The organism is Aestuariivivens sediminis (genome assembly GCF_022662105.1).
GTDB lineage: Bacteria > Bacteroidota > Bacteroidia > Flavobacteriales > Flavobacteriaceae > Aestuariivivens > Aestuariivivens sediminis.
This window is the reverse complement of the sequence record NZ_JAKMCP010000002.1, coordinates 270,092-295,567: the sequence shown is the minus strand read 5'-3', so window position 1 is coordinate 295,567 and position 25,476 is coordinate 270,092. Positions and strand designations below refer to the sequence as shown.

Genomic DNA, 25,476 nt, shown 5'->3' with positions numbered 1-25,476 from the left:
TGATGGGTTAACGAGGGGTTTTAATGATAACACATATTCAAGGAAAACTTACTGAGAAAAATCCAACACATGTGGTTATAGACTGTAACGGTGTGGGATATATGTTAAACATCTCACTGCATACCTATTCGCAAATTCCAGACAAAGATCATTTAAGACTTTTTACACATTTGCAAGTAAAGGAAGATGCGCATACACTTTTTGGTTTTTCAACTTTAGCAGAACGCGAGATATTTAGGCTGTTAATTTCTGTAAGTGGGATAGGTCCCAATATAGCTCGTACGATGTTGTCTTCGTTAACACCGAAACAGGTTAGGGAAGCTATAGCGGTCAACGATGTGGTATTGATACAATCCATTAAAGGTATTGGGGCAAAGACGGCACAACGTGTGATCCTGGATTTAAAAGATAAAATATTGAAGATTTACGATATTGATGAAGTTTCAGTATCTCAAGACAATACCAATAAAAATGAAGCGTTATCTGCATTAGAAGTACTTGGTTTTGCTAAAAAACAAGCTGAACGCGTCGTAGATAAAATCGTGAAAAATCAACCTGATGCAAATGTCGAAACTATAATAAAAGAGGCATTAAAAAATTTATAAGAGATTTTGAACACTACCAACCATAAATTTTATAATTCTTTACATAAATATTTTGTTCTATTAATTGTTGGTGTATTTAACCTAGTTGTTTGGGCTCAAGAACCTGCTCAGGATTCAACCCAAACAGGATTTAATTTAGGAACTCTTAAAACACCAGATCCTAACAGCATTCAGTCTAAATATACGTATGATGCCCTAACAGATAGATATATTTATACTGAAACCATTGGCGATTTCAATATCAATTACCCCGTAATTTTAACTCCAAAAGAGTATTATGCCTTAGTGGCAAAAGAAAATTTAAAAAATTATTACAAAGAAAAAATAGATGCCTTCGATGGGAAAAAAGAAGGTGCCGATGATGCTCAAAAAAACCTTTTACCTGAGTTTTATGTAAACTCAGGATTTTTTGAAACCATATTTGGAGGCAATACTATTGAAGTAGTTCCACAAGGGTCAGTCGAGATGGATTTAGGGGTCTTGTTTTCTAAACAGGACAACCCTGTTTTTTCACCGAGAAACAGGAGTAATTTTACCTTTGATTTCGATCAACGTATCAGTTTAAGTCTTCTTGGAAAAGTGGGTGAACGTTTGCAGGTAACAGCCAACTATGATACGCAATCGACTTTTGACTTTCAAAACCTTATCAAGCTGGAATACACCCCTACCGAAGACGATATAATTCAAAAAATTGAAATAGGTAATGTGAGTATGCCTCTTAACAGTTCGTTAATCACGGGAGCACAAAGTTTATTTGGAGTTAAAGCACAATTACAGTTTGGTAGAACAACGGTAACAGGTGTGTTTTCAGAGCAGAAGTCGCAATCTACTTCGGTTGTGGCTCAAGGGGGGGGGACACTCGAGGAGTTTGAATTGTTTATAAGGGATTATGACGAAAACAGGCACTTTTTTTTAGCACACTATTTTAGGGACACTTATGATGAAGCTTTAAAAACCTATCCCTATTTAAACACCAAAGGCTTGCAAATTACAAGAGCAGAAGTCTGGATAACCAACAGGAGTAACCGTACCGATAATGTCAGGAATATCGTAGCGCTTCAGGATTTAGGTGAGAGTGAACGCATAGGCTTGGATGTGCCTCCGGCCAACTTTGTCAATGTGGGTCCAGGTGCTGTACCGGATAATGCCAATAACGATTTTGATCCTAAAAATATTGGAGGAGCTGGATCCCAATTAACCGATGCAGTAAGAGATGTAGCTACCGTACAGTCGGGAATTTTAGTAACTGGTGTCAATGAAGGATTCGACTATGCCAAATTGGAAAATGCCCGAAAACTTATTGAAGGACAAGAATATATTTTAAATAGAGGCCTGGGTTATATCTCGTTAAATCAGCGGTTAAATAATGATGAGGTTCTAGCAGTTGCCTTTCAATTTACCTTGGGTGGACAAGTATACCAAGTAGGTGAATTTGCCAATGATGGTGTAAACGCCACAGAAGTTAGCAGTAACAGTCAGGGCCAGGTAACATCGGTGGTCAATTCAAATTTAGTGCTCAAAATGCTTAAGAGCAGCATAACCAATGTGAATGAGCCTATTTGGGATTTAATGATGAAAAATATTTATGACACCGGCGCTTATAACCTAAGTCAGGATGAGTTTAAGCTTAATATTTTTTATAATGAAGCCTCACCTTTAAACTTTATTTCCCCTATTAATGGCACCACATTTCCTATTTTTGATAACCTTACACCAACGAACCCGAACGATGACCGGGAAATTGTGGAGACACCATTGTTAAGACTTTTCAATTTGGATAAATTGAATTTTAATAATGACCCTCAAGGAAGTGGAGATGGGTTTTTCGATTTTGTCCCAGGAATAACCGTATTACCACAAAATGGGAAAATTATTTTTACTCAGGTAGAGCCATTTGGGCGTTACTTATTCGATATATTGGATGACGATGGCAACCCGAACAACAATGAGACCGATTACGAACAGGATATATACACTAATCCCAATCAGGAAAAGTATGTTTATGATATTTTGTATAAGAGTACCAAAACGGCAGCCTTAGACGAAGTCGAAAAGAATAAATTTAAATTAAAGGGGCGCTATAAATCGGCAGGGGGAGATGGCATACCCATTGGAGCCTTTAATGTCCCCAGAGGTTCTGTGGTAGTAACAGCTGGAGGAAGACAATTGGTAGAAGGAATTGATTATACCGTTAATTACCAATTGGGTCGTGTTCAAATTTTAGATGAAGCCTTAAAGGCCTCTAATACCCCCATTAATATTTCAACAGAAAACAATGCTGTTTTTGGTCAGCAGACGCGACGATTTACAGGAATAAATGTTGAGCATAAATTTAATGACAATTTTGTTTTGGGCGGTACCTTGTTAAATCTTAATGAACGTCCTATAACGCAAAAGGCCAATTATGGTTCGGAACCCATTAACAATACCATCTTTGGATTTAATGGTAATTATGCTACCCAAGTGCCTTTTTTAACCCGATTGGCCAATAAGCTACCTAATATAGATACCGATGCAGAATCTAATTTTTCGGTACGAGGAGAATTCGCCTATTTAGCTCCCGGAGCGCCCAAGGGCACTAATTTAAATGGGGAAGCAACCTCCTATATTGATGATTTTGAAGGGTCACAAAATGCCATAGATTTAAAATCGCAACAATCGTGGTTTTTATCCAGTAGGCCAAAGGGACTTGGGAGAACGTATACGGAAGGACCGGAAGATGAGAATGGGGTTCAAAACGGATTTGATAGGGCAATGCTGAACTGGTATACCATAGATCCTATTTTCTATAGCAGCCAACGACCGGGAGATGTAAATGATGATGATGTATCAGATTTGTTTACCAGTCGTGTGTTTATCGATGAACTCTTCCCTAACCGTGATATCGTTCCGGGTCAAAATTCGGCGATTTTCACATTGGATTTAACCTATTACCCTCAAGAACGCGGACCTTATAATTTCCAGTCCGGTTCAGAAGATGGCATATTGGATAATCCTGCCAATTCATGGGCAGGAATTACCAGACAATTAACCTCAACCGATTTAGAACAGGCCAATGTGGAATATATTGAGTTTTGGTTGCAGGATCCCTTTCAGGAAAACCCAACTAATCCGGGTGGTACTTTAGTATTTAACCTGGGTAATATTTCAGAAGATATATTGAAAGACGGTCGTAAACTTTACGAAAATGGGTTGCCTAAAAATGGCGATGTTGGCTTATTGTTACCTACGGATTACGGTACTGTGGTCCCACAAAATCAATCCTTAATTTATGCTTTTGATACAACAGGGCAGGAGCGCGATAATCAGGATGTGGGTTATGATGGTTATGATGACGGGGAAGAGATTCAAGAGTTTGGCTCTGTTTTTGGCGATGATCCGGCAAACGATAACTACACCTATTTTTTGAATGCATCAGGGGATATATTCGAACGGTACAAACGCTATAATGGTGTAGAAGGGAATACTCCGGATACCTTTAGCCAAACCGATAGAGGGGCAAATACCCAACCCGATGTCGAGGATATCAATCGTGATAATACCATGAACACGATTGATAGTTATTTTGAATATGAATTGGAGCTTACCCGACAAAATCTGCCATTAGATCAAAATGAATTTGAGAATTTACCGGTATCAAATCCGCTTAAAACCTTTTTAACAGATTTTAAGGATAGGCCAAGATCCTTGCCAAATGGAGACACAAAAAATGTGAGATGGTATCAGTTTCGAATTCCGGTTGGGGGGAGCCATGTAACTGCTATAGGAGGCATTACAGATTTACGTTCGGTGCGATTCGCCCGTGTGTATCTCAAGGATTTTGAGCAAAAAACAGTGTTTCGGTTTGGAACCTTGGATTTGGTGCGTAGCGATTGGAGACGTTACCGTTTGGCATTGGACAAGAATGACCCTACACCAGATGACCCACAAACCGATTTTTCGGTGGGCATTATAGGAACCATCGAAAATGAAGGACGTTATGAACGGCCACCTGGTATTGAACCCGAGGAATTGTTTAATAACAATACGGTTATTGAGCAAAATGAACAGTCCTTGGTCGTCAATGTCTGTAATTTGGAAGCACAGGACTCCAGGGCGGTTTTTAAGAATATTAATATTGATATGCGCCAGTACAAACGTATGCGGATGTTTATGCATGCTGAAGAAGATGAAATTGGTGGCTTGGGAGATGATGAACTCGTTGGTTTCATTCGAATGGGTAACGATCTTATCGAGAATTTTTACCAAATTGAAATTCCTTTAAAAGTTTCAGAATCCAGTTCACGAGAGGGCTTATGGCCTGAAGTGAATGAGGTTAATTTACCAATAGAAGTTTTAGGAAAAATTAAGGCACAGGGAATTTCAGATGGCTCTTTAACTAACCAAGATCCCACGTTTTATGATGTGGTAGATGGCGAACCCGTTCCGGTGCCCAATGATCAATATTCCGATTATGTACAGGGTCAACACCGCATAGCCATAAAAGGAAATCCAAATTTTGGTGACATTAGAACTCTGATGGTCGGTGTGAAAAATATTTCAGGGGGTAATGATGTTTGTGCCGAGGTTTGGTTCAATGAGTTGCGTTTGTCGGACATGGATAATGAAGGGGGATGGGCATCAGTGGTAAGCATGGATGCCAATATTGCCGACTTTGCCACCATTAGTGCCACAGGAAGACAAAGTACATCAGGATTTGGTTCGTTAGAACAAGGTCCGAGTCAGCGCAGTTTGGAAGATGTGCAACAGTATGATGTTGTAACCAATGTTAATATCGGTCAGTTACTTCCAAAAAAGTGGGGGGTACAACTCCCGTTTAATTATGCCCAGAGTGAAGAATTAATTACCCCAAAATATGACCAATTCTACAAGGATTTGACCTTAGATTCCAGAATTGCTGCAGCAAATACCAATGAAGAAAAAGAAACCATTAAAAGACAATCTGAAGATTATACCAAACGTAAAAGTATCAATTTTATAGGTGTTAGAAAGATTAGGACTAATGAAGAGGCCATACCACGATTTTATGACGTAGAGAATTTAACCTTCAATTATTCCTATAATAAGTTGGAACATCGCGATTTTGAAATTGAAAATTTGGTCAATAAAACGGTACGTGTTGGTGCCAACTACGCCTTTAACTTTAATCCGATAAAAGTAGAGCCCTTTAAAAAGAACGATTCGTTGTTTAAGAGTCAATATTTCAAAATTTTAAAGGATTTCAACTTCAATTTGCTGCCTACGAGTTTTACCGTTAACACAGATATTAACAGACAATTTAATAAACAAAAATTCAGGGAGATTGATCTTGGCGAGGGTAATATCGGTATTGAAGAATTGTTCCGAAGAAATTATACATTCGATTTTCAATATACCATAAATTATAATATAACCGATGCCTTGCAATTAAACTTTGTGGCAGCAAACAATAATATTGTTCGTAATTATTTTAAAGATAATATTATAAATGGCGAACAGGATCCTAATTTAGATGTTTGGGATGGTTTCTTTGATGTTGGCGATCCAAACAGACAAACCCAACAGCTGGGGATAACCTACCAACTGCCATTTAATAAAATACCAACCTTTAGCTTTTTGGATGCCACTTACCAGTATAGTGGTGATTTTCAATGGCAAAAGGGATCAGATCTTTATGGAGAGTTAGAAATAGACGGGCAGACTTACGATTTGGGGAATACCATTCAAAATGCTAATACCCACAACATCAATTCATCCCTAAACATGGATAGATTGTACAATTACCTTGGACTGGTCAAAAAGCCCGTTAAAGGGGTAAGAACCAGAACAACAAGGCCAGGACCTCCCGGAGCCAATCAAAATAATAATCCACCCAAGGCCAAAAATAATACCGGTACAAAATTGTTAAATGCCGGAGTAGATATTTTAACCAGTATCAAACGGATTCAAGTGAATTATTCCGAAAACAACGGAACCTTTTTACCCGGTTATTTGAGAACACCAGGATTTATAGGTACCTTAAAACCAACCTTTGGCTATACATTTGGCAGCCAACGAGATATAAGATATTTGGCTGCGCGTAATGGTTGGTTAACGGTATTTCCAGAGTTCAACCAGCAATATACCGAGACGAATACGAAAACATTAGATATCTCTGCAAATTTAGAACCTTTTCAAGATTTGAAAATTGATATTGTGGCCAATAGAACATACTATGAAAATTATAATGAAAATTATCGTGTGAATACTATTGGAGGGGAATTGGAATATGAATCCTTAACACCCAATACTTTTGGGAACTTTAATATTTCGACCATATTAATAAAAACGGCTTTTAGTAAAAGTGACGAGACCAGTTCGGATGCCTTTGATGATTTTAGGGCCAATCGATTGATTATTGCCAGGCGTTTAGCACAACAAAATGGAGCCGATATTAACGATGTTGATGCCGATGGTTTTCCGTTAGGGTTTAGCAAAAATAGTCAAGCGGTATTGTTGCCTGCTTTTTTGGCTGCTTACTCCGGCCAAGATGCCAGTAAAATTGAGACTACCGCGCTTAGGGATATCCCTATTCCCAATTGGGATTTAAAATATTCGGGCTTTATGAAATTTAATTGGTTTAAGAAACACTTCAGACGGTTCTCCATTACCCATGGTTACCGCTCTAATTATACCATCAATCAATTCCAGTCCAATTTGGATTATACGGCACCGGACTTTAGTTTAGATTATGCAAGTCAAGCACCGGAAACCAAAAATCAATCGGGCGATTATAAAAATAAAACCTTGTATAGTAATATTAATTTAACAGAAATGTTCAGCCCCTTAATTCGAGTGGATTTTGAAACGAAAAGCGCGATTAAAATATTAGCCGAGGTCAAAAAAGATCGTTTATTGTCGTTGAGTTTCGATAATAACTTGATGACTGAAATTCAAGGCAGTGAATATGTTTTGGGCTTAGGGTATCGCATTAAGGATGTGCGAATCCGTTCGCAATTAGCTGGTCCAAGAAAGCGTATTGTAAGTGACTTAAATATGAAGGCCGATATTTCCATTAGGGATAACAAAACCATCATAAGATATCTCGATTTAGAAAACAACCAAGTAACTTCAGGTCAAACCATATGGGGATTAAAATACTCAGCTGATTATGCCTTTAGCAAGAATTTAACGGGTATATTTTATTTTGATTACGCTTTTTCGGAATATGCCATTTCAACCGCATTTCCACAAACTACCATTCGTTCCGGATTGACCTTACGTTATAATTTTGGAAATTAAAGAACACAACTTATTTGAATTTGTAATTTAATAAATACATTTGCTGAAATTACTTAAAAACTATTATTGATGAATATACCATCTGAATTAAAATATACCAAGGACCATGAATGGGTTAAGTTGGAAGGTGATATAGCTACTATTGGGATCACTGATTTTGCGCAGGGCGAATTGGGGGATATTGTATATGTCGAAGTTGAAACGGTTGACGAAACACTTGATGCTGAGGATATTTTTGGAACAGTCGAAGCCGTAAAAACCGTATCCGATTTATTTTTACCGCTTTCGGGAGAAATTATCGCGTTCAATGAAATTTTAGAAGACGAACCGGAAAAGGTGAATTCAGATCCTTATGGTGATGGATGGATGGTTAAGGTGAAGTGCTCTGATCTATCCCAAGTCAATGCCCTTCTATCGGCAGATGACTACAAAGCATTAGTGGGTGCTTAAAAAATTTGCGGTCCATATAGCAGTGCTTTACTCAATAGGTTTAACTTCCGTCAGCTTAATTAATATTAGTGAATTACCAGAAATTGATTTAGATTCTGGAGATAAACTCTTCCATTTCTTTACTTATTTTATTTTGACCTTGCTTTGGTATAATGTGTTCTCAAGAAAGGAATTAGCAAAAAAAGCGGCCGTTATAAAATCTGTTCTACTGGCTTTTATGTTTGGTATAATTATTGAATTGTTACAAAGTGTATTTACAAAAACAAGATCATCCGATGTATATGACGTGTTAGCAAATACATTAGGCATACTTTTGGCAATGACTTCACTGTTAATTTATAATATTAAACACGTTAAAAATGATTGATCACTTGTTTTTTTGACAAATAAATGGTTATTTTAGCAATCCTGATAAAACGATAAGAATATGGAACCGAAGAAAAATCCAAAAGCAAACGTTGGACGTAACAGCTCTCTTTATTTTGCTGTTGGTTTGGCTTTAATGTTGTTTCTAGCAAATTTTGCTATCAACTATAAGACTTACGACAAATCCGATATAGACATAGGCCAATTGAGTTTAGATGAATTGGATGATGAAGAAATTCCAATTACAGAGCAAATTCAAACACCACCGCCACCTCCACCTCCACCTGCGGCTCCGGAAGTGATCGAAATTGTTGAAGATGAGGAGGAAGTAGAGGAAACCGTTATTGAATCTACAGAAACGGATATGGAGGAAGCTATAGTTGAAGTGGAAGAAGTGGAAGTGGAAGAGGTAGAGGAAGATATTGAAGTCCCATTTGCCGTCATTGAAAATGTGCCCGTATTTCCAGGTTGTGAAAACGAAAAAAATAATTCAGCAAAAAGAGATTGCATGTCTGAAAAAATAGCCCAGTTTGTCAATAAAAAATTTAATACCGAATTGGCTAGTGATTTAGGATTATCTGGAAGACAGCGTATTAATGTTATTTTCAAAATTGATAAAACGGGAAGTATTACAGGTGTTCGTGCAAGAGCACCGCACCCAGGTTTAGAAAAGGAGGCCGCCAGAGTTATCAATTTATTGCCGAAAATGAAACCAGGAAAACAACGCGGTAAACCAGTTACCGTACCCTATTCTTTACCTATTATTTTTCAAGTTCAAGATTAGAAGGATTGGATTTTTAACTTTTATAAACCGTTATCAAAATGTTGATAGCGGTTTTTTATATTATAAGGTCTTGTCAAAATATAGTATCTTTCCGTATTAAAATAAAGCGCCTCTAAATGACCAAAAAGAGATTTAATGTCTTATTCCTGTTTTTTGTTATTCATTATGGCATATATGCACAAACTATTGTTTATAATGAAAAACCACCTGTTTTTGAAGGGTGTGAAAGTCTCGAGATAGACGCCTTACAAGCATGCTTCAACCATAACGTTTACAAACATATTTATAATAATTTTAATGTTCCCCCTGAAGTTATAGAGGAAAACTTTAAAGGTGAGGTTTCTGTGCTTTTTGAAGTAGATACTCTGGGAGGGTTTAAAGTCGTCCATATCAATGCTATGTACGATGCACTGAAAACAGAGACCAAACGTGTGTTCTCAAATTTTCCGCAAGTTAAACCAGCAACTTACAACGGCCTTCCAACTTATAAACAATATGCCATGACAATTCGAATTCCATTGACAAATCCAATGGCGAATTATGAAAATTCAAACGGATTAGATGATGACATAGATAATCTCGAACAAGAGTCAAAAATGGAGTTCGACCGTGTTATATCGGAACCACCATCTAACAGAAATAATCGGTTTTCCAGTCAGTTGAACATTCCGTTTACACACACTTATTATGCGAAATTTGACAGAAACATGAACCTGCTGGGGACCAATAGTCATACTGCATCAAAGCCCTTCAGATTTGATGAGGTTTCGACCTATTACAATTTTAACAAAGAGCAAGATAATCTTAAAAGAGAAGCTAATACTTGGGGAGCTAAAAAATTTTGGAATGAACATTTGGTTCAAATAGAAGGGGAGGACTACTGGTTTACTATAGATCCTATTTTAGATTTACAGGTAGGTAAGGATACTGAAGCAGAATTTAATACAACTTATAATAATACGCGTGGTATTCTGATACAAGGAGGTTTAGGCAATAAATTCAATTTCTATGCCTCAGTTTTTGAAAGTCAAGGCCGCTTTGCCAAGTATGTAAACGATTATGCGGAAAGCCTAAAAGCCTTTGGACCCGACCCCGCAATTATACCGGGACGTGGTATTGCTAAACGATTTAAAGATGATTCTTACGACTATCCCGTGGCAGAGGCCTATATGTCTTATACACCCTCAAAGTTTATCAATATTCAGTTTGGCCACGGAAAAAATTTTATAGGAGATGGATACCGATCCTTGTTTTTGAGTGATGTGGCGAGTCCCAGTCCGTTTTTAAAATTGAATACCACCTTCTGGAAAATTAAATATACCAATACCTGGATGTGGCTCAGGGATGTACGTCCTGAAGTGACAGTAGATGGTGCCTACTTAACCAAGTATATGGCTAACCATTTTCTTAGCTGGAATGTTTCCGAGCGTTTGAATTTAGGGTTTTTCGAATCCGTGCTATGGGCCAATACCAACAACAGAGGTTTTGATATTAACTATTTAAATCCAATAATTTTTTATCGTGCAATAGAATTTGAAACAGGTCAAGGGGCCGGAAATGCTATTGTTGGAGCCTCAGCCAAATATAAGTTCAATGATCATGTAAATATGTATGGTCAATTTATTCTTGATGAATTTTCATTGAGCGATATAAAAGCAGGTGAAAAGAGTTGGAAGAATAAATATGGATATCAATTAGGGCTTAAGTATTATAATGCGTTTAAGGTGGATAATTTATTGCTTCAAATGGAATATAATCGAATACGTCCCTACACCTATTCACACAATACGGTGGTATTGAACTATGGTCATAATAACCAATCCATGGCCCATTTGTGGGGGGCCAATTTTAGCGAGTTTGTCCTGTTAGGCCATTACCATTACAAACGTTGGTTTGCCGATGCTAAGCTCATTTTTGGTAAGCGTGGAATGGACTTTAACGATGGTACGGATAATTATAGTTATGGTGGGGATATTTACAGAAATTATAATGAGCGCCCATATGATAGCGGTGTTAAAGTAGGTCAAGGTATTGATGCAAATTCCTTTTACGGGAATTTACAAACAGGGTACGTTATAAATACGGCTACCAATTTAAAATTATTCGCAGATATTACGGTTAGAAACTTTAACCCGGAAGCAACGACAAATTCAACATTTAAAAGTGATACGGTTTGGTTTAATTTGGGGTTAAGAACAGACTTGTTCAATTGGTATCTGGATTTTTAAACTAAAAGCCATATTCCGAACAATTACCTTGAGAGCCGTATACAACCATATTCCGTATGTCATTAATTTATTGTTTCAAACTTCTATAAAACGTCCTTCTAATTTTTTCTGATGAAATAAAACTCCAGCCATAGCCTAGCTCATCATACGTTTTGGAAATTGCGGTGTTGCTGGCAACATCTTCCTCCAATTTACCATTTTTAATTTCAAATGATACTTTCGCTTTCAAATCTTCTAACATATCCAAAAAGAATTGGTAATCTTTTTTAGTGGACGGTTTACCATGACCAGGGATAATCTTGGTGTCGTCATCAATCAAAATCAGGGCTTTTTTAACAGCTTCAATATAGCCGTCAACACTGCCACCGGAATTCAAATCGATATATGGGTAGCGTTCTGCAAAGTAAATATCACCGGTATGTAAGACATTACTCGTCGTAAAATACAGCATACTATCCCCATCTGTATGGGTGTTTTCGAAATGCATGACCATTACCTGTTCACCATTAATATAGATACTGAGCCTGTCATTAAAGGTGATTACTGGAAGCGCCTCAATTTTATCATTTTCAACAAGACGTTTTCTCACATTGTCATGGGCAATTATTGTGGTGTATTCATTTGCAATATTGGCGTTGCCACCGGTATGGTCGCCATGATGATGGGTATTGGCTAAAAATTTAATGGGTTTCTCACTTATGGTGTGAATCGTTTCCAATATTTTGGGAGTTAGCCGTCCGAATTGGCTATCGATCATGAAAACCCCATCATCTCCTACAGAAATACCAATGTTGCCTCCTTGACCTTCTAACATATAAACATGACCGGATAATGGATATGTACGGATAACAACATCGTCATTTTGGCCACGGGCCACTAATGAAAAAGAAAGAACTGCAATAATATAAACAATAGATAAACGATTCATAATAGGGGGTATTACCATTTCATTAAAAATACGAAAATTTTAGGGGATGTTATGGGTCTAAAATAACACTTAAAAAGCATTGCCCAAAAAACTCTAATGAAGTATCTTTGCACTCGCCCTTGAAAAGGCTGCAACACAAAGTACATTGAACAGTTCAAAATCTTCATTAACCGTCCATTCAGTAATTTCAGATTTTAAAGAAATTACAAAAATGCGATTGGCATTAAGTGTCGTGTTTTCCTCATTGGCAGGGTATCTGCTTGGCGTGGAATCTGTCGATTATAAAACGTTGCTTTTATTAGCCTTGGGGGGCTATTTTATGGTAGGGGCCTCTAACGCCTTTAATCAAATTATTGAAAGGGATTTAGATGCCTTAATGGATCGAACCAAGAACAGACCTATTCCCGGAGGACGAATGACTGTGAATGTTGCATTTTGGATAGCAGTTATTTTAACCCTTTTCGGGATTACCATACTTTATGTTATAAATAAACAAACGGCCATGTTCGGGGCCATATCCATATTTTTGTATACCTGTGTATATACTCCACTTAAAACCAAAACCCCTTTGGCCGTTTTTGTGGGAGCCATTCCTGGGGCTATACCGTTTATGTTAGGTTGGGTTGCTGCCACAGACGATTTTGGGATAGAGCCGGGTACCTTATTTGCACTGCAGTTTTTTTGGCAGTTTCCCCATTTTTGGGCTATTGGTTGGTTTTTGTTTAAAGATTATGAAAAAGCAGGATTTTACATGTTGCCCACCGGGAAACAGGATAAGGGAACAGCTGTGCAGACCATAATGTATACCATTTGGACTATATTGGTATCTATTATACCGGTATTTGGTTTTACGGGGAAATTGCAGTTATCGATAATTGCTGCTATTCTTGTATTACTTTTGGGATTATGGATGTTGTATTACGCAATTCGTTTATTTAATATTATGACAGTAAAGGCCGCAAAACAACTTATGTTGGTTAGCGTATCTTATATTTCACTGGTACAAGTGGTATACGTAGTTGATAAATTTTTAAGCTAAAATGGATTTAACACAAGGAACACAGGAAGAAAAAAATAACAGGGCAAAGAAAATGATGCTTTGGTTTGGGATTGTTTCACTTATAATGACATTTGCCGGTTGGACAAGTGCCTATATTGTTAGTAAATCGAGGCCGGATTGGCTTACCGATTTTAATCTGCCGAATGCATTCTTTTTAAGTGTTGCCATTATTATATTGAGCAGTTTTACATTTCTTTTAGCTAAGCATGCTTTAAAACATGATAACAGGACGCAAACTACATTATTTTTGATCATAACTTTAGGTTTGGGACTGGTGTTTATTTACAACCAGTTTATAGGATTTAATCAAATTATTGGAAGCGGTTATCACTTTACAGGACCGACCAGCAACATTACCATGACATTCATTTTTGTTATTGCATTTATGCATCTGTTGCATGTGGTAGTTGGATTGATATGTTTACTGGTGGTAATTTATAATCACTTTAAACAAAAGTACACGTCTACAAGTTTGCTTGGTTTTGAACTCGCTGCTACCTTTTGGCACTTTTTGGATATCCTTTGGGTGCTACTGTTTTTGTTTTTATATTTCTTTAGATAGTTTGGATTCTTTTTTCAAAGGTCCAAACGAACATCTCAATACTAATTATGTAGATCCTCATAATTTATTATGCGATGTTTCTTTCGATAATAAATAAAATCATTATTTTTGTGCAACTTTTCAAATAACAACCATTATATGAGTACTACAGTTGTGAATACTGGAACAGAAGGCAAAACATGGGGTGGTGGTAACAGGCCATTACAGGCCAGTTATGGTAAAATGATGATGTGGTTTTTCATTGTTTCAGATGCATTGACCTTTTCAGGATTTTTGGCGGCCTATGGCTTTTCGAGATTTAAATTCATAGATGCATGGCCAATCGCCGATGAGGTTTTTACCCACGTACCGTTTTTACACGGTCAGGAAATGCCCATGATTTATGTGGCATTTATGACGTTTATCCTTATCATGTCCTCTGTGACCATGGTATTGGCGGTAGATGCAGGTCATCACTTAAAAAAGGCAAAGGTTACCCTTTACATGTTGCTGACCATAATTGGCGGTTTAATTTTCGTGGGGTCACAGGCGTGGGAATGGGCAACTTTTATTAAGGGGGATTATGGTGCCGTACAAACCAAAGGTGGAAATATTTTACAATTTGTAGACGCGGAGGGACATCGTGTAGCTCTAAGGGATTTTGCAATAGTAGATCAAAAAGACAGAACTGCACATAGTAAAAATACCGGTTTGTGGTTTGTACAGGAAGGAACCCTTCCAACCTATTCTGTTGAAGAAGTCGTAGCTGGATTGGAAGCACATGAAAATATTTTGGTAAGGACCCAATTGCTAGATGAGCATGGACATAAAACCGTATTATCACGAGAAGAATCACTCAAGCGTGTAAAGGAAAATGGTAAAATAGTTGTAGAAGGAGCAAATCTTCATGTCAATGAATACGGATCTCCACTTTTTGCAGATTTCTTTTTCTTTATTACCGGGTTTCATGGTTTTCACGTGTTTTCGGGTGTTGTTATAAATATCATCATTTTCTTTAATGTGATTCTGGGAACATATGAAAGACGTAAAAGTTACGAAATGGTAGAAAAGGTGGGACTATATTGGCACTTTGTAGATTTGGTTTGGGTATTTGTATTTACATTCTTCTATCTAGTTTAATTAAAAGAGCAGTTTAAAAAATGGCACACGGACATAATTTAGCGATATTACGGGGCTTAATAAAATTTAAAAGTAATACCCAAAAAATTTGGGGGGTATTAATTCTGTTATCAATTGTAACAACGGTAGAAGTCGCTCTAGGTATTTACAAACCTGAAAGTTTGATGGGAAAGGTCCTGGGAATGAAATTGCTTAACTGGATTTTCATTATTTTAACTATTGTTAAGGCCTATTATATTACCTGGGATTTCATGCACATGCGTGACGAAACCAAAGCCTTACAGCGGATGGTAGTATGGACAGCCATATTTCTCATCCTGTATCTTATTTTTATCCTTCTTCAAGAAGGAGGTTACGTATTCGACGTATATGATACCGGATATATTAAAAGAGATTTTTAAAGGAAATTAAAGACAACACGGAGCGCAGTCGAAGTGTTAATTATCATAATTAGGCGGTTTTTTTAACCGCCTTTTTTTATTTTTGCACAGCTACAAAATGATGAAGCAACCCAAAATGGATTATAAAAAAACGAGTAGATATGTGGTATTAGGAATACTGTTTTTTCTTCCAGTTGCTTTTTTATTGTTTCTTTATCCTGCCACACATAATTATACGCCTTTAGAAATTGTGAATTCTAATGTTCCGGATCCAGGCCAGATGGAAGGCATCTTTAATAATAAAGTGGTTTTAAAGGACCATATTACGATACTGGGATTTATTGGAAATAATCCCGAAAGACATCTTGTGCAACTGTCTAATTTAAAAGAATTGGTTTATGATAAGTTTAAGGGATTTAAAAAATTTCAAATTGTAGTTTTAGCACCAAAGGGTACCGAGAATATATTGAAAAGACTTAAATCTGAAATCAGTTCCTATGAAGATTTAAAATTCTGGCACTTCATCACGGGTAAACCTGAGGCTATATCTAATTTATATAAAAGTTTGAAGAGTACTAACAGTTTAGATAATGAATTTGGTTCCGATAATGTTTTTATAATTGATAAAGAGTTGAACCAAAGGGGACGATTGGATGACCGAAACGACAACGAAATTGAAAAAAATATTGCCGTTTATGGGCTTTACAGTTATAACTGTATTGAAGTTGCTGAAATAAAAAATAAAATGAATGACGATTTACGGATACTTTTTACAGAATATCGTCAAAAGCGTAAAGGTAATTTCAATTCGGATATACGACGCGCAGAAGATTTAAAAGAACAAATTAATTAAATTATGATTTGACCAGAAGAGGGCTGCTAATGGCAGACTAAGGTCAAATCTTTTTTGAAGACATAAAAATAATGAGCAATAAAACAAATTATTCTTACATAGGCATTGCATTTGTTATATTGGTTTTTGGAATCCTTTTCATTCCCAAAATTGTAGACAGGATATCGAATGATGACATTATTAGAAATGAAAGCCGAAGCGATTTTGCCAATTCCAAAAATGACGACAAGTCTCCATTGGCCTACATTGAAAATAATGGTGTTAAACGTCAAGTTCCTGAATTTAGTTTTTTGAACCAAAATAACGATACCATTACCAATAAAGATTATAGGGGCAAAGTTTATGTCATAGAATTCTTTTTTACAACCTGTCCAACTATCTGCCCTAGGATGAATGCTAATCTTGTTCAAGTTCAGAATGCTTTTCAGGAATTTGATGATTTTGGAGTTGCTTCTTTTACTATAAATCCGGACTATGATACGCCTGAAGTCCTAAATGAGTATGCCAAAACATATGGTATAACAAACCCCAATTGGAATTTATTAACAGGGAATAAAGAGGATATATATAAACTAGCCAATGAAGGATTTTATATTTATGCAGCTGAAAACGAAGATGTGTTGGGAGGTTTCGAGCATTCGGGAAATTTTGCTCTAATTGATAAGAATGGATTTATTCGTTCCAGAAAAGACCAGTATGGTAATCCCATTATTTATTACAAGGGTATTGTTTCAGAGAGCGAAGAGGTAGGTGACGACGGTGAAAAAGAGGAAATCAGTTTATTAAAAGAAGATATTAAAAAGTTACTTGATGAGTAAACACAGTGTCATTCTAATCCGTCTAACCAACCCAACTGGGGTTTAAGAATCTCCTAAAACGTATTACATGATTCAGAACAAAGAAATTTCAGAAGATAAAAAGTATAATAAATTAATTGTGGTATTATCGATAGCCATTCCTATCATAGTAGCAATTTTGTTTAAGGTCAGGCTGGATTTTGAATTGCCTGTTTTTTTGCCGCCTATTTATGCTACAATCAATGGATTTACGGCTTTAATTTTAGTGCTGGCTTTTTTTGCCATTAAAAACAAAAAGATAGTGCTGCATGAAAATCTCATGACAACGGCCATTTGGTGTTCTGCGGTGTTTTTGGTCATGTATGTATTACATCACATGACCAGTGATTCAACCATCTATGAAGGCAATTTTAGAGCGCTTTATTTATTTGTTTTAGTGAGCCATATTGTTTTGTCTGTAGCCGTGATTCCATTTGTACTAATAACCTATGTTAGGGCAATAACCAAAAATTTTGAAGACCATAAAAAAATAGCTAAAATAACCTTTCCATTATGGCTTTATGTTGCTGTTACAGGTGTTATTGTTTATTTAATGATCTCTCCATTTTACTAAAATGAAGAATAAAATTTTATTTTTTATTTTCTCAGTGTGCTCTTTTCTAGAGACCAGTGCTCAATGTGCAATGTGCAGGGCCGTATTGGAAAGTGAGGAAGGCCATGGTGCTGCTCAGGGTATAAATGATGGTATTGTGTATTTAATGTTAATTCCATATTTACTCATTGGAGGGGTCGCCTTAATTATTTATAAAAATTACAATAAATTTAAAAAGTAATAGTCACTTTTCGGAACAATTATTGTAACATTTCTTTGTCTTGTGAGTCTAACCATTGAGTTTTAAATCTCAATTAATTCATCAAAGAAATAATGCTCGTCATCAAAGAACTCCACAAATCTTACCCCATCGGGGATTCTAGTTTACACGTATTAAAAGGAATTAATTTATCTGTTGAAGAAGGCGAAATGGTGGCCATTATGGGTTCATCTGGTTCCGGTAAATCTACCTTGCTCAATATTATTGGAATGTTGGATGAGGCCGATTCCGGAGATTATATCCTAGACGGGTTGCCTATTAAAAATCTTACCGAAAAAAAGGCAGCTGTTTATCGAAACAAATTTTTAGGATTTATTTTTCAATCCTTTAATCTAATAAACTATAAAAATGCCCTTGAAAATGTTGCTTTACCTTTGTATTATCAAGGGATGAAACGGAAGGAACGTCAAGAAAAAGCCATGTTCTATCTTGAAAAAGTAGGCTTGAAAAATTGGTCCCATCATTTACCTAAAGAGTTATCGGGTGGGCAAAACCAACGAGTGGCTATTGCCAGAGCCTTAGCTGCGAATCCTAAATTGTTATTAGCCGATGAACCCACAGGAGCGATGGATTCCAATACCTCTTATGAGATCATAACATTTATTCAACAATTGAATGATGAGGGGAAAACCATTTTAATGGTAACACATGAAGAAGACATTGCTAATATGTGCAAGCGCATTGTTAGACTGCGAGATGGTATCATTATGGAAGATAAAATCATAAATCAGGTTAGAATAGAGCAACATGTTTGATATTGACCTTTGGCGTGAAATATTTCAAAGTATAAATAAGAATAGAACTAGAAGTCTTTTGTCCGGCTTCACGGTAACTTTTGCGATTTTATTGTTTACTATATTGTTTGGAATAGCTAATGGACTAAAAAATACATTTAAAGAAGCTTTCGCAGACGATGTGACCAATGCTATATTTGTGCGATCAGGAAGAACGACTAAAGCACATAAGGGACTACAGGCTGGCAGACGCATTCAATTCAAGAATGAAGATTTTAATTATTTAATAGATGAGTTTGACCATAAAATTGAATTCATATCGGCCAGAATTTACAGGAACGTATCAGCCATCTATAAAAACGAGCACAATAATTACAATGTAAGAGCAGTACACCCCGATCATCAGTTTTTAGAAAGAACCATTATCCATGAAGGACGATTTATAAATCAAAATGATCTCGTCTATAAAAACAAGGTTATCGTTATTGGTCGATTAGTGGCAAAGGATTTATTTATCAAGGAAGACCCATTAGGGAAGTATTTAAACTTAAATGGCATACCATACAAAGTTATAGGAATTTTTAAGGATAAGGGTGGCGATAATGAGGAACGGCTTATTTATATGCCAGTATCCACTGCACAGCAAATTTATGGGAACAATGATTATATAGATCAAATTAATTTGAGTTATAAACCCGATTTGACTTTTGACCAGGCCATAAATTTTGGAAATGACATTAGCAAAAAGCTTAAAAACCGCTTTTCAGTTGCCAATTCAGATCAACGCGCTATAAGGGTGTTTAATATGGCGAGCCAGACTCAAGGGGTCCGTAAGATGAATGTGGTATTGGGGATTATTATTTTGATTATTGGATTGGGGACCTTAACCGCTGGCATAGTCGGCATAAGCAACATCATGATTTTTATCGTAAAAGAACGCACCAAAGAAATAGGGATAAGAAAAGCTCTTGGAGCATCTCCCAGATCAATCGTTTCAATCATACTTGCAGAATCCATAGTCATCACGACTATTGCAGGATACTTAGGCCTTTTAATTGGGATAGGGGTGTTGGAGTGGATAGGACCAAGTTTAAAGGACTATTTTATTACAGATCCCGGGGTAAGACCATCCATGATTATTACGGCAACACTAACCCTAATTGCCGCTGGTACTCTAGCGGGTTATGTACCTGCCCAGAAAGCCTCAAATATAAAACCTATTGTAGCTTTAAGAAATGACTAACCATGTTTAGATTTTTATTAGACAGAGATACCTGGCAGGAAGTTTACGATAGTTTGAGTAAAAATCAACTGCGTACTATAATAACCATGATTGGCGTATGGTGGGGTGTATTATTGCTCATCGGTCTGTTGGGGTCTGCCAGGGGGATGGAGAATTCATTTAACAGACTATTTGGAGACTTTGCTACCAATAGTGTCTTTATATGGGGCCAAAGTACCAGTAAACCATTTAAGGGATTCCAAGAGGGTAGACGCGTTAGGTTATCACTTTCTGATGCTAAAAAAGTTGAAGAAAATATTCAAGGAATTGATTTTGTAGTGCCTAGAAATCAAAACCAAAGTACGGTGATGAGAAACTTTTTATCCGGATCATTTAATGTCGCCGGAGATTACCCGTTATTGGATGACGTACAAAAAAAGAAATTGTTATTTGGAAGATTTATTAATCAAAATGATATAGAAAAGAGCAAAAAAGTAGCTGTTATTTCTGAAGATATTTTTAAACAATTATTTGAAAAAAAGGAAGAACCTATTGGAGCTTTTATCCAAATTAACGGTATGAATTTTACGGTTATTGGTGTTTTTGAAGAAAGTAATATCCAAATGGGCCCGGGTTCCGATATCCATATTCCGTTTACAACATTTCAGCAAATTTATAATCAGGGCGATAAAATAGGTTGGATTATGGTAACCGGTAAACCTGAATATAATATAAAGCAAATTGAGTTGGATACTAAACTTTTATTAAGGAATTTAAATAATATACACCCCAAAGATGCCAGAGCATTTGGCAGTTTTAATCTGGGTGAAAATTTTGATAAGTTTACCGGCTTTTTAACTGGTATGCAGTTTTTAACGTGGTTTGTAGGTATTGCAACTCTAATAGCTGGCGTATTTGCCATTGGTAATATTTTGTTAATTACTGTAAAGGAACGCACAAAGGAAATTGGTGTGCGTCGGGCTTTGGGAGCTACCCCATTTGAAATAAAAAGACAAATTGTAGCAGAGGCCGTTTTTTTAACACTAATAGCAGGAATTTTTGGAATTATAACGGGAGGGTGGATACTTATTTTGTTGGATCATTTCTACGGTCAAGGCGATGATGCTACTTTGGTTAATGCCTCGGTATCCATTACCATTGTTTTTGTGGCACTGTTAATTTTAGTGGCGTTGGGGACACTCATAGGACTCATACCGGCATTTAAGGCGACTAGTGTAAAGCCCATAGAGGCCCTTAGGGAAGAATAAAATTTTAATCAGTATAAAAATGAATAAAACAGTAAAAATTGGTTTAACAATAATTGCCATTTTAGCACTGGCTTTTGTACTTAAATATTTTAAAGAAGCAAATGGACAGTCTATAGATGAATTCACGACAGAAGAACCGTATTACGATACTGTAAAAACTAAGGTTGTGGCTACCGGTAAATTAAATCCGGAAGAGGAGATAGAACTAAAACCCCAGGTGTCCGGAATAATAGATAGAATTCTGGTGGAGGAAGGCGATATAGTTCGAAAGGGGGATTTAATCGCTAAGATTAGGGTCGTACCCAACGAACAGAATTTAGCCAGCGCCGCAAGCCGAATTAAGACTGCAGCATTAGCTGCCAATAATGCAGAAGTTTTATATAAACGCAATACAGCCTTATTTGAAAAAGGAGTAATTTCACAACAGGATTTCGAAAATAGCGAACTCTCGTACAATCAGGCAAAAGAAAATTTAAAACAGGCACAGAATGATTATCAAATCATAGAACAGGGTTCCTTATCCGGGGGGAGTTCGGCCAATACCAATATAGTCGCTCAGATATCAGGGACGGTATTGGAGATTCCGGTGCGTGAGGGAGATCAGGTCATCCAAAGTAACAATTTTAATGCCGGAACAACCATAGCTACAGTTGCAGATATGAGCATTATGATATTTGAGGGAAAGGTAGATGAAGCTGAAGTTGGTAAATTAAAGGAAGGCGAAGACATATCAGTAGTTTTAGGAGCCATTAATGAAAAAGCATTTCCGGCCAGGTTAACCTTTATTGCCCCGAAAGGAGTGGAGGAGAATGGGGCTGTTCAATTTACTATAAAAGCAGATGTTGATGTAGAATCCTCGAAAAATATTAGGGCAGGATACAGTGCCAATGCCGAAATAGAAGTAGAAAATAAGGATAGTGTATTGGTCATTAAGGAGGCACTTGTGCAATTTAACCGTTTTACAGATGCCCCATTTGTGGAGATTTTGGATGAAAATGGAAAGTTTAAGAAAAAAGAGGTAAGACTTGGGACTTCCGATGGGATTATTGTTGAGATAGTAGATGGTGTGGAAGAAGGGGATAAAATAAAAGTGTGGAACAAAGCATCAAAAGAAGATGAGGAAGAAGAAGACATTGACTAAAATAAGGTTAGTATTTATAATATTATCCATCGGTGTAATGGCCTTTGGCCAAGACAAGAAATGGACATTACAAGAATGTGTTGATTATGCCCTTGAACATAATATTTCTGTAAAACAAGTTCAAAACACGTTGTTATTGAACAAACAGGATATCAAGGCTTCACAGGGTAATTTTTTACCATCGATCGGTTTAGGGATTAGACAGTCACTTAGCCTGGGCCAGTCCGAATTGTTTCCGGGAAATTTTGTGGATCGAACATTTCATTCAACAAGCGCTGGATTGAATGTGTCCCAAACCGTTTTTAATGGGTTTAGAAACACAAATGTGTATAAACAGTCTCTTTTAAACCTGGAAACCAATCAATTAGAATTAGAACGTATTGAAGACGACATCACATTAAATGTGGTCAACGCTTATTTGAATGTATTGTTCAACAAGGAGAATTTGGAAACCACACAAGCGCAATTTGAGTTTAGTAAAAAGCAGTTAGTTCAGGTGAAGGCATTGGTGGATGCCGGGGTTCAGCCTAAGGCCAATATTTATGATGCTGAGGCTACCTTAAGCAGGGATGCCCAACAAGTGACCATTGCCGATAACAATTTAAATTTAGCCTTACTTAATTTGTCTCAATTGTTGCAACTCCCTTTTGATGGTTTTAATGTTGAAGTGATGGATGTTGGTACCCCTTCGGAAACTTTATTATATTCTGATGCATCGCCTGTTTTGGAATATGCTTTGGCAAATCGCGTAGAAATTAAAGTGGCAGAAAGAAATATTGAAAATGCACAATTAAACACCGAGATATCTAAAAGTGGGTATTATCCAAATGTAAGTTTGGGATATGGATTTAATACTGGTGCAAATTTTTCCAATTTAACGAGTTCCAATTCATTTTTTCAACAAATCAATGATAATAAAGGGCATAGCTTGAGTTTGAATGTGAATATTCCTGTTTTTTCTGGATATCGGAATAAAACAGCCGTTGCAAAATCTAAAATTCAAGAAGAAAACAGTAAACTTAATTTGGAACAGGCCAAAATAAATCTTGAGTCCAATATACAAAGGGCTTACACCGATGCACATGCTGCCTTTAAAGCATATCAGGCAGCCATTAAGACCCTTGAATCTCAAGAATTTGCTTTTTTTAACGCCAAGGAACGGTTTGATTTAGGTAGTATGACCGCCTTTGATTTAGAGCAATCGCGAGTACAACTTATAAATGCACAATCTTCACTGATAAATGCGAAGTATGATTTTGTTTTTAAGACAAAAGTTTTGGATTTTTACATTGGTAAAACAATAACATTAAATTAATTGGTATATATACTAAGTATAGAAACGGCAACAACTAATTGTTCCGTATCATTAAGTGTAAATGGTAGAACAATTCTACTAAAAGAAGACTATGATAAAAACTATTCCCATGCGGAACGTTTACATGTTTACATCGATGATATTTTAAAAGAAACAAATGTTAACCGAAAAAAACTAAATGCTATCGCCATTAGTAAAGGTCCGGGATCTTACACAGGGTTACGTATTGGTGTTTCAGCAGCCAAGGGACTTTGCTATGCGTTGGATCTTCCATTGATTTCCATACCAACATTAGAATCTTTATCCCATCAAGTCAAAGAACAAAATGGGGTAATTGTACCCATGTTGGATGCCAGAAGGCAGGAAGTGTACTCTGCAGTTTTTGACACTCAGCATTGTCAAATAAGGGATACTCAAGCACAAATAATAGATTACGATGCTTTTGGGAAATATTTAAAAGAAGATAAAGTCTATTTTATTGGGAATGGTGTTGAAAAAACAATGACCCATATCAATCATCCCAATGCGGTTTTTATTAAAGGTAAATTACCGTCTGCTAATGACATGGGGGCATTGGCCTATAACAAATTTAAGATAAATGAATTTGAAAATGTCGCTTATTTTGAACCTTACTATTTAAAGGATTTTATTGCTATAAAACCCAAACTTTAGTTCAAATAATCCTGTACAGTTTTTTAAAACTGGAAGACGTGTAAACGATTTAACCTTGTTTTCTAATTTCGACATGATGTGGGTATGGAATTTCAATACCGGCAGCATCAAGGGCTTCCTTGGTTTGTTCCGTCACATCAAAATAAACATTCCAGTAATCGGCAGTTTCGCACCATGGTCTTACTGCAAAATTAATGGAGCTGTCTGCCAGTTCCAAAACGGTTACAGCGGGTGCCGGTTCTTGCAAAACTTTAGGATGCGTAGTAACTACTTGCATCAAAACTTCTTTGGTTTTCTTAATATCGGAATCATAGCCTACACCAAAAATTAAATCTACACGGCGTGTGCCTTCTGTGGTATAGTTTATAATATTACCATTGGATAAAGCCCCATTAGGAATTATGATTTCCTTATTGGAAAGTCCGGTAAGTTTGGTGGTAAATATTTCAATTTGCTTAACGACACCAATTTCACCTTGAGCCTCAATTAAATCACCAATTTTAATAGGTTTGAAGATCATAATTAAAACACCGCCTGCAAAATTCCCTAAGGACCCTTGTAGTGCCATGCCAATGGCTAAACCAGCGGCAGCTAAAATAGCAGCAAAGGATGTTGTTTCCACCCCTAATTTAGCTAGAATAGCAAGGATTAATAAAATTTTTAAGATCCACCCTAGAAGGTTTAATAGAAACTTTTGCAAACTTTCATCATAATTACTGCTTGACATTACTTTTTTTGTCCCTTTCAACAACCTTTTAATAATCCACAAACCAACAATCCATATAATGATTGCCGCCAAAATTCTAATGCCGTATTCCGTAGCAAGGGTTATCCATTTTTCAGTATCTACATTTTCCATG

The 25,476-nt window shown here is 36.6% G+C and carries 22 protein-coding genes; 20 read left to right on the top strand and 2 right to left on the bottom strand.

The genetic code is table 11. The features are described from left to right. The first annotated feature begins 23 nt into the window (after positions 1 to 23). The 6 genes from ruvA to MR054_RS05675 all read left to right on the top strand — a co-directional run bounded on the left by ruvA (position 24) and on the right by MR054_RS05675 (position 11,693). Positions 24 to 605 (top strand): Holliday junction branch migration protein RuvA, encoded by a 582-nt coding sequence (ruvA, locus tag MR054_RS05700; protein WP_242082800.1) that lies wholly within the window; start codon positions 24 to 26, stop codon positions 603 to 605. Between the two features lie 6 nt (positions 606 to 611). Further along, complete coding sequence (gene sov, locus MR054_RS05695; RefSeq protein WP_242156909.1) at positions 612 to 7,865, top strand: T9SS outer membrane translocon Sov/SprA; 7,254 nt, start codon at positions 612 to 614, stop codon at positions 7,863 to 7,865. A gap of 69 nt (positions 7,866 to 7,934) precedes the next feature. Next, complete coding sequence (gene gcvH / locus MR054_RS05690) at positions 7,935 to 8,315, top strand: glycine cleavage system protein GcvH (protein WP_242082794.1); 381 nt, start codon at positions 7,935 to 7,937, stop codon at positions 8,313 to 8,315. Continuing rightward, a complete protein-coding gene (locus tag MR054_RS05685; RefSeq protein ID WP_242082793.1) occupies positions 8,308 to 8,682 on the top strand; it encodes a VanZ family protein in 375 nt (124 codons plus the stop codon). The genes gcvH and MR054_RS05685 overlap by 8 nt, the downstream gene beginning before the upstream one ends. 60 nt (positions 8,683 to 8,742) lie before the next feature. Further along, positions 8,743 to 9,465: an energy transducer TonB gene (locus tag MR054_RS05680; RefSeq protein ID WP_242082791.1), complete on the top strand. Its 723-nt coding sequence runs from the start codon at positions 8,743 to 8,745 to the stop codon at positions 9,463 to 9,465. A 116-nt stretch (positions 9,466 to 9,581) separates the two neighbouring features. Then, entirely contained in the window at positions 9,582 to 11,693 is a 2,112-nt protein-coding gene (locus MR054_RS05675) for a bromodomain-containing protein (protein ID WP_242156907.1), read from the top strand. A gap of 67 nt (positions 11,694 to 11,760) precedes the next feature. On the opposite strand, the gene MR054_RS05670 is transcribed toward MR054_RS05675, so the two are convergent. Further along, positions 11,761 to 12,621, bottom strand: coding sequence for an MBL fold metallo-hydrolase (locus tag MR054_RS05670; RefSeq protein ID WP_242156905.1), 861 nt, complete (start codon positions 12,619 to 12,621; stop codon positions 11,761 to 11,763). Between the two features lie 145 nt (positions 12,622 to 12,766). Between MR054_RS05670 and cyoE the strand changes: the two genes are divergently transcribed. The 14 genes from cyoE (at position 12,767) to tsaB (ending at position 24,616) form a co-directional block, all read left to right on the top strand. Beyond that, a complete protein-coding gene (gene cyoE / locus MR054_RS05665) occupies positions 12,767 to 13,660 on the top strand; it encodes a heme o synthase (protein ID WP_242082784.1) in 894 nt (297 codons plus the stop codon). Position 13,661: 1 nt separating this feature from the next. Further along, positions 13,662 to 14,243 (top strand): cytochrome c oxidase subunit 3, encoded by a 582-nt coding sequence (locus MR054_RS05660; protein ID WP_242082782.1) that lies wholly within the window; start codon positions 13,662 to 13,664, stop codon positions 14,241 to 14,243. Positions 14,244 to 14,381: 138 nt separating this feature from the next. Beyond that, positions 14,382 to 15,362 (top strand): cytochrome c oxidase subunit 3, encoded by a 981-nt coding sequence (locus MR054_RS05655; protein WP_242082780.1) that lies wholly within the window; start codon positions 14,382 to 14,384, stop codon positions 15,360 to 15,362. A gap of 20 nt (positions 15,363 to 15,382) precedes the next feature. Further along, positions 15,383 to 15,763, top strand: a complete 381-nt coding sequence (locus tag MR054_RS05650) for a cytochrome C oxidase subunit IV family protein (protein ID WP_242082778.1) — start codon at positions 15,383 to 15,385, stop codon at positions 15,761 to 15,763. Positions 15,764 to 15,845: 82 nt separating this feature from the next. Further along, positions 15,846 to 16,595, top strand: coding sequence for a hypothetical protein (locus tag MR054_RS05645; RefSeq protein ID WP_242156903.1), 750 nt, complete (start codon positions 15,846 to 15,848; stop codon positions 16,593 to 16,595). A gap of 71 nt (positions 16,596 to 16,666) precedes the next feature. Next, positions 16,667 to 17,413 carry an SCO family protein gene (locus MR054_RS05640; protein WP_242082776.1) on the top strand — a complete coding sequence of 249 codons (747 nt, stop codon included), beginning with the start codon at positions 16,667 to 16,669 and terminating at the stop codon, positions 17,411 to 17,413. Between the two features lie 67 nt (positions 17,414 to 17,480). Then, entirely contained in the window at positions 17,481 to 18,005 is a 525-nt protein-coding gene (locus MR054_RS05635) for a DUF420 domain-containing protein (protein ID WP_242156902.1), read from the top strand. Between the two features lies 1 nt (position 18,006). Beyond that, a complete protein-coding gene (locus MR054_RS05630) occupies positions 18,007 to 18,225 on the top strand; it encodes a hypothetical protein (RefSeq protein WP_242156901.1) in 219 nt (72 codons plus the stop codon). A gap of 92 nt (positions 18,226 to 18,317) precedes the next feature. Beyond that, positions 18,318 to 19,019, top strand: a complete 702-nt coding sequence (locus MR054_RS05625; protein ID WP_242156900.1) for an ABC transporter ATP-binding protein — start codon at positions 18,318 to 18,320, stop codon at positions 19,017 to 19,019. Continuing rightward, on the top strand, positions 19,012 to 20,241 hold the full coding sequence (locus MR054_RS05620; RefSeq protein ID WP_242156899.1) for an ABC transporter permease: 1,230 nt from the start codon (positions 19,012 to 19,014) through the stop codon (positions 20,239 to 20,241). Before MR054_RS05625 ends, MR054_RS05620 begins: the two co-directional genes overlap by 8 nt. Before the next feature lie 2 nt (positions 20,242 to 20,243). After that, complete coding sequence (locus MR054_RS05615) at positions 20,244 to 21,488, top strand: ABC transporter permease (protein ID WP_242156898.1); 1,245 nt, start codon at positions 20,244 to 20,246, stop codon at positions 21,486 to 21,488. A gap of 19 nt (positions 21,489 to 21,507) precedes the next feature. Further along, entirely contained in the window at positions 21,508 to 22,629 is a 1,122-nt protein-coding gene (locus tag MR054_RS05610) for an efflux RND transporter periplasmic adaptor subunit (protein ID WP_242156897.1), read from the top strand. Beyond that, positions 22,604 to 23,944, top strand: a complete 1,341-nt coding sequence (locus MR054_RS05605; protein WP_242156895.1) for a TolC family protein — start codon at positions 22,604 to 22,606, stop codon at positions 23,942 to 23,944. The genes MR054_RS05610 and MR054_RS05605 overlap by 26 nt, the downstream gene beginning before the upstream one ends. Then, positions 23,945 to 24,616 (top strand): tRNA (adenosine(37)-N6)-threonylcarbamoyltransferase complex dimerization subunit type 1 TsaB, encoded by a 672-nt coding sequence (gene tsaB / locus MR054_RS05600; RefSeq protein WP_242156894.1) that lies wholly within the window; start codon positions 23,945 to 23,947, stop codon positions 24,614 to 24,616. It begins immediately after the preceding gene. Positions 24,617 to 24,665: 49 nt separating this feature from the next. On the opposite strand, the gene MR054_RS05595 is transcribed toward tsaB, so the two are convergent. Next, positions 24,666 to 25,475 carry a mechanosensitive ion channel family protein gene (locus MR054_RS05595; RefSeq protein ID WP_420868335.1) on the bottom strand — a complete coding sequence of 270 codons (810 nt, stop codon included), beginning with the start codon at positions 25,473 to 25,475 and terminating at the stop codon, positions 24,666 to 24,668. Position 25,476: the final 1 nt, after the last annotated feature.

Bases quoted from the DNA above. Each gene is read 5' to 3' on its own strand.
- ruvA (WP_242082800.1), top strand. From the start codon at position 24: ATGATAACACATATTCAAGGAAAACTTACTGAGAAAAATCCAACACAT.
- gcvH (WP_242082794.1), top strand. From the start codon at position 7,935: ATGAATATACCATCTGAATTAAAATATACCAAGGACCATGAATGGGTT.
- MR054_RS05680 (WP_242082791.1), top strand. From the start codon at position 8,743: ATGGAACCGAAGAAAAATCCAAAAGCAAACGTTGGACGTAACAGCTCT.
- MR054_RS05675 (WP_242156907.1), top strand. From the start codon at position 9,582: ATGACCAAAAAGAGATTTAATGTCTTATTCCTGTTTTTTGTTATTCAT.
- MR054_RS05670 (WP_242156905.1), bottom strand. From the start codon at position 12,621: ATGAATCGTTTATCTATTGTTTATATTATTGCAGTTCTTTCTTTTTCA.
- MR054_RS05660 (WP_242082782.1), top strand. From the start codon at position 13,662: ATGGATTTAACACAAGGAACACAGGAAGAAAAAAATAACAGGGCAAAG.
- MR054_RS05655 (WP_242082780.1), top strand. From the start codon at position 14,382: ATGAGTACTACAGTTGTGAATACTGGAACAGAAGGCAAAACATGGGGT.
- MR054_RS05650 (WP_242082778.1), top strand. From the start codon at position 15,383: ATGGCACACGGACATAATTTAGCGATATTACGGGGCTTAATAAAATTT.
- MR054_RS05640 (WP_242082776.1), top strand. From the start codon at position 16,667: ATGAGCAATAAAACAAATTATTCTTACATAGGCATTGCATTTGTTATA.
- MR054_RS05635 (WP_242156902.1), top strand. From the start codon at position 17,481: ATGATTCAGAACAAAGAAATTTCAGAAGATAAAAAGTATAATAAATTA.
- MR054_RS05630 (WP_242156901.1), top strand. From the start codon at position 18,007: ATGAAGAATAAAATTTTATTTTTTATTTTCTCAGTGTGCTCTTTTCTA.
- MR054_RS05625 (WP_242156900.1), top strand. From the start codon at position 18,318: ATGCTCGTCATCAAAGAACTCCACAAATCTTACCCCATCGGGGATTCT.
- MR054_RS05620 (WP_242156899.1), top strand. From the start codon at position 19,012: ATGTTTGATATTGACCTTTGGCGTGAAATATTTCAAAGTATAAATAAG.
- MR054_RS05615 (WP_242156898.1), top strand. From the start codon at position 20,244: ATGTTTAGATTTTTATTAGACAGAGATACCTGGCAGGAAGTTTACGAT.
- MR054_RS05610 (WP_242156897.1), top strand. From the start codon at position 21,508: ATGAATAAAACAGTAAAAATTGGTTTAACAATAATTGCCATTTTAGCA.
- MR054_RS05605 (WP_242156895.1), top strand. From the start codon at position 22,604: ATGAGGAAGAAGAAGACATTGACTAAAATAAGGTTAGTATTTATAATA.
- MR054_RS05595 (WP_420868335.1), bottom strand. From the start codon at position 25,475: ATGGAAAATGTAGATACTGAAAAATGGATAACCCTTGCTACGGAATAC.